This window comes from Maribacter sp. UBA3344 (assembly GCF_002362375.1).
Classification (GTDB): Bacteria; Bacteroidota; Bacteroidia; order Flavobacteriales; family Flavobacteriaceae; genus Maribacter; species Maribacter dokdonensis.
In genome coordinates, this window is the sequence record NZ_DERI01000026.1 from 186,922 (window position 1) to 194,541 (window position 7,620).

Consider the following 7,620-nt stretch of genomic DNA (forward strand, 5'->3'; position numbering starts at 1 on the left):
TTTTGAGCGTTTCCTAAATCCGGATCGTGTAAGTATGCCCGATATCGATATTGACTTTGATGACGAAGGGCGAAGTCGGGTTATGGACTACGTAATTGACAAGTATGGATCTAACCAGGTAGCACAGATTATTACCTATGGTACCATGGCCGCGAAATCATCTATTCGAGATACGGCTAGAGCGCTTGATCTACCTTTAGGTGATGCGGACCGTATGGCGAAGTTGATCCCGAACATGTCCAAGCTGAAAAAAATTATCGGCATTGATGAAAAGGTACTCCGAAGCAAATTCAACAGTGAAGAACTCGAGAAGATAAACGAGCTTTTGAACATTTCCGAAGGCGACGGATTAGAATCTGAAACCTTAAACCAAGCGTACGTATTGGAAGGCTCTGTACGTAACACCGGTATTCACGCCTGTGGGGTTATCATTACACCAGATGATATAACCAAGTTCGTACCCGTGGCGCTTGCCAAAGATTCGGAAATGTACTGTACCCAATTTGACAACTCAGTAGTAGAAAGCGCAGGGTTGTTGAAAATGGATTTTTTGGGACTAAAAACGTTGACCTTAATTAAGGATACCGTTAAAATCGTAAAAGCCAAACATGGTGTTGAGCTAGACCCGGAGAATTTTCCGCTGGATGATGAAAAAACCTATGAACTTTTCCAACGTGGTGAAACGGTAGGTGTATTCCAATATGAATCTCCCGGAATGCAGAAACACATGAGATCCCTAAAACCAACGGTTTTTGCCGATCTTATTGCCATGAACGCCTTGTACCGTCCTGGTCCTATGGAATACATACCAAGTTTCATTGCCCGTAAACACGGCACCGAAGAAATTGTATATGACCTTGACGCTTGTGAAGAATACCTAGCGGAAACTTATGGCATTACAGTTTATCAAGAGCAAGTGATGCTCCTATCGCAAAAACTGGCAGACTTTACTAAAGGTGAAGCCGATGTATTGCGTAAGGCAATGGGTAAAAAACAGAAGCACGTACTAGATAAAATGAAGCCAAAGTTCATTGAACAAGCTTCAGCAAAAGGACATGCCGTAGATAAATTGGAAAAAATTTGGAAAGACTGGGAAGCGTTTGCAGCCTATGCCTTTAACAAATCGCACTCCACTTGCTATGCCTGGATCGCCTACCAAACTGCATATTGTAAAGCCCACTACCCTGCCGAGTATATGGCGGCGGTACTGAGTAACAACATGAACGATATTAAACAGGTTACATTTTTCATGGAAGAATGTAAGCGTATGGGCTTAGATGTACTTGGACCAGATGTAAACGAATCTTACTACAAATTTGCCGTAAACGATGCCGGTGCGGTTCGTTTTGGTATGGGAGCGGTAAAAGGCGTTGGTCGTGGTGCCGTTGAAACCATAGTTGAAAACAGAAAAGATGTAGGTCCTTATAAATCTGTATTCGATTTTGCCAAACGAATAGACCTACGTGCAGCCAATAAAAAAGCATTTGAGAACCTTGCCGTTGCAGGTGGCTTCGATTCTTTTGGTACTACACATAGGGCACAATATTTTCATGATGAAGGTGACGGCATTACATTCCTTGAAAAAGTCATTAAATACGGTGCAAAGTATCAAGAAAACGAAAATTCTTCACAAGTAAGCCTTTTTGGTGACGCCAGTGAGGTTCAAATACCGGAACCCGTTGTACCACCTTGCGAAGAATGGGGAACCATGGAAAAACTCCGTCGAGAAAAAGAAGTGGTAGGTATCTATATATCCGGACACCCTTTGGACGATTTTAAAACGGAAATCAAAGCTTTTTGTAACGCAAATGTTGGCTGCGTAAACGATTTACCCACGTATGTAAACAGAGAACTTACGTTTGCAGGAGTCATTACAGATGTACAGCATAGGGTTTCTAAAAATGGTAAAGGCTGGGCTGCGTTTACCATGGAAGATTACACGGACTCTTTTGAATTTAGAATATTTGGTGAGGAATACCTGAAATTTAGACATTTCTTAATGATCAATTCCTTCGCGTATGTAAAACTCTATGTACGAGATGGATGGACAAATAAGGATACGGGAAAGAAAGGAGACCCAAGAATGCAATTCAATAGCTTTATGTTATTACAAGAGGTCATGGAAACCTATGCCAGAAAACTGACCATTAAACTTAATATTGCCGAGTTAAAAGAAGAAAAAGTCAGGACCTTAAAAGACACCTTTGACAACCATAAAGGAGACCATGCCATTAAATTTATTGTCTACGAAATGGAAGAAAAAATTAAGGTGAATTTGAACAGTAGAAGACAAAAAGTACAAATTTCGAGCGAATTATTACAACTTTTAGAGCAACAAGACGTTCATTTTAAGCTCAACTAAATAATGTAATTATGGAGTATTAGGCTAAGAATATGCGTTTTACAAACATCATTACTGCAAATTATAACTTTTATTTAGCAGTAAAATGTAAGAAAATAGCCCTAAAAATTGATAAATTAGCTTGATACCCCTATAGGCAAAACGAATTGTTGGCCCGTAAGGAAACAGAAGAATAATTGACTAAATTTGCATAATCAATAAAAGTAAATAAAATGGCATTAGAAATAACAGATGCTACTTTTGACGAGGTAGTTTTAAAAAGCGATAAACCTGTAGTAGTAGATTTTTGGGCAGCATGGTGCGGTCCTTGTCGTATGGTAGGTCCTATCATAGACGAAGTTAGTACTGAATATGACGGCAAAGCTGTTGTTGGCAAGGTTGATGTAGATGCAAATCAAGAGTTTGCTGCAAAATATGGTGTACGTAATATACCAACAGTTTTAGTTTTTAAAGACGGCGAGATAGTAAGTAGACAAGTAGGTGTATCACCTAAGAAAGTGTACACAGACGCTATTGACGCAGCTTTGTAAGCAACTGTATCACGTTATAATAAAATAAGTTAGGAGAGCCGGCATTTGCCGGCTCTTGTTATTTGCAGTAATTTTAATTCTTTCCATTTATATAGTTCAGTCGTCTTCACTATCTTTAGTAATGTGAATCTACAATCAGAATTAAACAAATCGTCGTTATTCTCCAATTTAGAGCTACTTGCCAATCAAGTTGTAGAAGGCTTTATAAGTGGAATACACCGCAGTCCGTTCCATGGGTTTTCTGCGGAATTTGCGGAACATAAAATCTATAACAATGGCGAAAGTACCAAGCATATAGATTGGAAACTATTTGCCAAAACAGACAAGCTGTACACCAAGAGATATGAGGAAGAGACCAATTTAAGATGCCACATGATCTTGGATAACTCTGCTTCTATGTATTATCCTGAGGTAGACAATTTAAGTATTGACAATTTAAATAAAATTGGTTTTAGCGTCTTGAGTATAGCAGCGTTGATGAACGTACTTAAAAGACAACGAGATGCTGTTGGCCTTAGCATATACTCCGATGCTTATAACTATTACGCCCCTGAAAAAGGCAGCGAACGTCATTTTCAGATGCTTTTAGCCCAGTTAAGTAGTGTGGGTATGGCAAAGAATCCACCTAAGGAGACCAAAACATACACCTACTTACATCAGATTGCAGAGAATATTAAGCGTAGAAGCCTTATTTTTTTGTTTACCGATATGTTTCAAACCGAAAAAAATGATGCAGAATTGTTTGAAGCGCTACGTCATTTAAAATATAATAAGCATGATGTGGTACTTTTTCACCCAATGGATAAACAGCGAGAAATCTTCTTCAATTTTGAAAACACCCCCAAGAGATTTGTCGATGTAGAAACTGGAGAACATTTAGACCTCTATGCAGACAACATAAAAGAAGCTTATAATGAACGGGTTACAAATTACTTAAATGATATAAAAATGAAATGTGCCCAATATAAAATTAAATATGTGGACATAGATATACACCGAGATTTCTCTACAGTGCTGAATACTTTTCTTGTGGAGAGAAATAAGTTTCTCTAGTTTGAAAAAAAATAAAGAAAAATGTTTGTGCAATTGAAAATGCGGTGTATATTTGCACTCGCTAAACGCCACGGTCTGGTAGTTCAGTTGGTTAGAATACCTGCCTGTCACGCAGGGGGTCGCGGGTTCGAGTCCCGTCCAGACCGCTAAATGGGAAATCAAATTTCCTCAAAACCTTGTAAATCTTATGATTTGCAAGGTTTTATGTTTTTAGGGCAATCATATAATTTCATATCATTTGCATCTAAAAGGTCACAAATCGTCAACATATTTTTTTATCTGCGATTATGTTGACAGATTGACGTAACTTACTGGTGTTAGTATAGTTGATTTGACTTTCGTCTCACTAAATGTTTAATCATTAAAGACGACAATTATGCGAACTTCATCAACATTTTCAATATTGTTTTGGGTGTACGGAAAACGTGCTGTAAACAACAAAGCAAATATCTACATTCGGGTTACCTTAAACGGTAAACGTGTCAACATTAGTCTCAAGAAGAAAATCAATATTTCTACTTGGGATGAAAAACTACAAAGAGCAAGTGGGACCGATAAGGATTCCCGTATTCTCAATCTTTACTTGAACGAAGTACAATCAAAAGTATATAGGATTTACGAAGATTTCAAGAGGGATGAAGTGCCTTTCACTTCCCAAATGGTCAAAGCCAAATTTTTAGGCGAAGATAAAACACGTTTTTCCTTTCAAAACCTTGTTGATTACTACAATGAAAAGATGCAACATAAGTTGCATAGGAATACGATGGGTCAATATAAGACCAGTCAACGTTATATGATGGAATATATTCTAAAGGAATACAAACTGACAGACATCCCACTTTTCAATCTTGAATATGGTTTTATCGTGGGCTTTGAAGATTTTCTTCGGTCGTATGTACCTAAAAGCGGACAATCTAAAATTGGCAATAATACCGCAATGAAGCATATTAAGCGTTTACGCAGAATGGTTACTCTTGCCTATCGGATGAAATGGATTGAAAGAGACCCGTTTGTCAATTTTAAAATGAAAATTGAAAAGAAAGAACGTGGTTTCCTTACAGATTTTGAATTATTAAGTATTGAAGATTTGTCTTCTTCCATAGAGCGTCTTATGGTTGTGAAAGATTTATTTGTTTTTAGTTGTTACACCGGTATTTCTTATGTTGACATTGTACAATTAAATGAAGATAATATTGTAATGGGTATAGATGGTAGTCCTTGGATAATGGCCGAAAGAGTAAAAACAGGTGCACCATTCAAAATTCCACTATTACCCAAAGCTGCAATCTTAATAGATAAATACAAAGACCATTATAGAACCAATGACACATCCAATCTTTTGCCCAAGTTATCTAATCAGAAATTGAACAGTTATTTAAAGGAAATCGCTGACCTATGTGGTATCAAAAAAAACCTGACTTTTCATATGGCGCGCCATACTTTTGCTACCACAGTAACTTTAAGCAATGGTGTTCCAATAGAGACAGTATCTAAATTATTAGGGCATACCAAACTATCCACAACACAAATCTATGCAAGGGTCGTTGAGAGGAAAGTGAGTGATGATATGGCGCTTCTCAAATCAAAAATTGGTTGATGAAATTTTATAAGCATTTACTAACTGTTGAAATCTTCAATTGAGATTTTAACAGTTTGCATTTTCATTCCACTACCTTTACAGACTAAAATAGTGTGTATGATTATAAAGGTAAAATGGGAAGATTTTAAAGAAGAAATCGATGGGTTTGTATCTACTGGAAATGCAATTGTCGATAAATATAGGTCTTCAAAAACAGAAGATGAATTTAATAATTTTAAGGAAGAAAAACAATCTTGGGAAAATACTGTTGTTAGCTATGTTCGAGCATCTTTTGAACCAGAAAACAGAAATTTTGCAAATGAGTTTAAAGCTCAAAGAGGATATAATACTGGCTTTAAATTAGGGACTGACCAAAAAATTAAAAATGAAATTCAAGCCCTAAAAGATGAAATCAACGGGCTTGACTACTACTTGAAAATGTTATTCATTTCAGATGCAATTGTAAGGCCAGATGAAATTGATTTGAATGAACGTCAAAATCTTGACACCGAAGGCATACTCGAACTAATACTTTCAAAACTATATGACCTTTATAAAGATGGTAAATACCATTCTATTAACTGGATTCTTGAAGGCAATGGAATTAAATTAAACGGTCGTGGCGAAGATTGGGACTATGGAAGAATGCTTGAAAACCGAGGATTTATTGAATGTATGAATGGCAGGAATGTAAATGCCAAACTGAAATTGGAAGGTAAATATGCCATTGAGCAATCAAGAAAAGCCCAGACAACGGACTATTCCAAAATTAGTAATTCCGATGAGGAACTGAAAGAACTTATAAAACAGGTTCTCTCGAAAATTGAAGGTTTAGGTTTTGGACAGCAAATTATTTTCGACGAGTTCGATGAGCTTCGCGATGACATTCCGCATTTGAGCAAAAAGTCATTTGGTCAATTATTAAAATCGAAACTTGGCGATTTAGTAACAGCCAAGGCATTTGATAAGGCATTAGCGAGCGAAATATTCAAAGAATTTACAAGTCAAGTATTGCCATTTTAATTTATGAGGTTACGCAATACGTGTTTTCAGATAAACAACGTATCTATGGTAAATCTACAGTTTCCTTCTTCGTAAATAATCTTGAGCCAGATGATAGTGTAACACGAACTTTTGAGAGTGAAGATGAGACCGTGAATTGGCTTATGGACAATGACGATTACCCAAGAATGTTATTTGAAAACCTATTTCACACATCCAATTCTGTAATATTTCATTGCGGTGTTAAAGAGCCTATTACAAATTCCTATTCAAATGCTGTAAAAATTATATTGACATTTTTCTTTCACAACAACCATACGCTATCAAACAAACTTCATCCACAAAGAGGCAGATGATACATTAAATAGTGTGATTAATTTCTGATTTCATACTGCTGATTAATCTTTGCACAGCCTGTGCATCGATTAATTTGTATCTTTGTCAAACTTTATGAAAATATTCTTTTCCATATCAATGTCAATTTTATTCTTTTTTCAGGGAATTAGCATTGATATGGACTTTTGTGGACCAATTAAAGAAATTTCAAGCATTATTACCCATTATCAAGACCATAAAGTTTATGGAGACTCTTTCCTTGAATATGTAGTTGAAGATTACATTGACAATGATGCAAAAAATGAAGGGCATCATAATAACCCAGATAAGGAGAATACACCAGTCCATTCCCATCATCAATGTTGTCACCCTCTAGTATTAATTATTGCGAACAACAATTCGGCTTTAACCAATCAACTAAAGCTTGAAGATAAAAAACAGTTCAACTTTCATAAAGTAGACTTCACTTCCAGATATCTGGAATCACTTTTGCAACCTCCTAAAGTATAATTCAGTTTTTTTTAAGGATAGATATATCCTAACGTGATGCTTCTCAAGACAGGCATTGCTATATAAATACGTTGCACCTATTCGCATCGTAAGTTTTAAACTGAATTAATACATTTTCTATGATTAACAAAATCATTTCATTTTCCATTAATAACAAGTTTATTATTGGGCTCTTTATAGTGGCACTTGTAGGTACGGGCATTTGGTCTATGGCCACTATAAATCTGGGTTCTGTACCCGATATTACC

Annotated in this window: 7 protein-coding genes and 1 tRNA gene; all 8 read left to right on the forward strand. The window is 36.3% G+C overall.

Translation table 11 applies throughout. The features are described from left to right. A partial coding sequence (locus tag B2Z27_RS16515) for a DNA polymerase III subunit alpha (protein WP_286814470.1) occupies positions 1 to 2,362 on the forward strand: 2,362 nt, incomplete at its 5' end. Between the two features lie 212 nt (positions 2,363 to 2,574). Beyond that, on the forward strand, positions 2,575 to 2,892 hold the full coding sequence (gene trxA, locus B2Z27_RS16520; protein ID WP_027065108.1) for a thioredoxin: 318 nt from the start codon (positions 2,575 to 2,577) through the stop codon (positions 2,890 to 2,892). Positions 2,893 to 3,015: 123 nt separating this feature from the next. Further along, entirely contained in the window at positions 3,016 to 3,945 is a 930-nt protein-coding gene (locus B2Z27_RS16525) for a DUF58 domain-containing protein (RefSeq protein WP_215998577.1), read from the forward strand. A gap of 72 nt (positions 3,946 to 4,017) precedes the next feature. Further along, positions 4,018 to 4,091, forward strand: a tRNA-Asp gene (locus B2Z27_RS16530). Positions 4,092 to 4,321: 230 nt separating this feature from the next. Next, complete coding sequence (locus tag B2Z27_RS16535; protein WP_076547111.1) at positions 4,322 to 5,542, forward strand: site-specific integrase; 1,221 nt, start codon at positions 4,322 to 4,324, stop codon at positions 5,540 to 5,542. 99 nt (positions 5,543 to 5,641) lie between these two features. Then, a complete protein-coding gene (locus B2Z27_RS16540; RefSeq protein WP_076547110.1) occupies positions 5,642 to 6,547 on the forward strand; it encodes a hypothetical protein in 906 nt (301 codons plus the stop codon). Between the two features lie 20 nt (positions 6,548 to 6,567). Then, positions 6,568 to 6,882 (forward strand): hypothetical protein, encoded by a 315-nt coding sequence (locus B2Z27_RS16545; protein ID WP_179004449.1) that lies wholly within the window; start codon positions 6,568 to 6,570, stop codon positions 6,880 to 6,882. Positions 6,883 to 7,000: 118 nt separating this feature from the next. After that, positions 7,001 to 7,372 carry a hypothetical protein gene (locus B2Z27_RS16550; protein WP_179009789.1) on the forward strand — a complete coding sequence of 124 codons (372 nt, stop codon included), beginning with the start codon at positions 7,001 to 7,003 and terminating at the stop codon, positions 7,370 to 7,372. The last annotated feature ends 248 nt before the right edge of the window (positions 7,373 to 7,620 follow it).

What these genes read in the sequence shown, in the direction of transcription:
- B2Z27_RS16535 (WP_076547111.1), top strand. Translation starts at nt 4,322, where the DNA reads ATGCGAACTTCATCAACATTTTCAATATTGTTTTGGGTGTACGGAAAA.
- trxA (WP_027065108.1), top strand. Translation starts at nt 2,575, where the DNA reads ATGGCATTAGAAATAACAGATGCTACTTTTGACGAGGTAGTTTTAAAA.
- B2Z27_RS16550 (WP_179009789.1), top strand. Translation starts at nt 7,001, where the DNA reads ATGTCAATTTTATTCTTTTTTCAGGGAATTAGCATTGATATGGACTTT.
- B2Z27_RS16540 (WP_076547110.1), top strand. Translation starts at nt 5,642, where the DNA reads ATGATTATAAAGGTAAAATGGGAAGATTTTAAAGAAGAAATCGATGGG.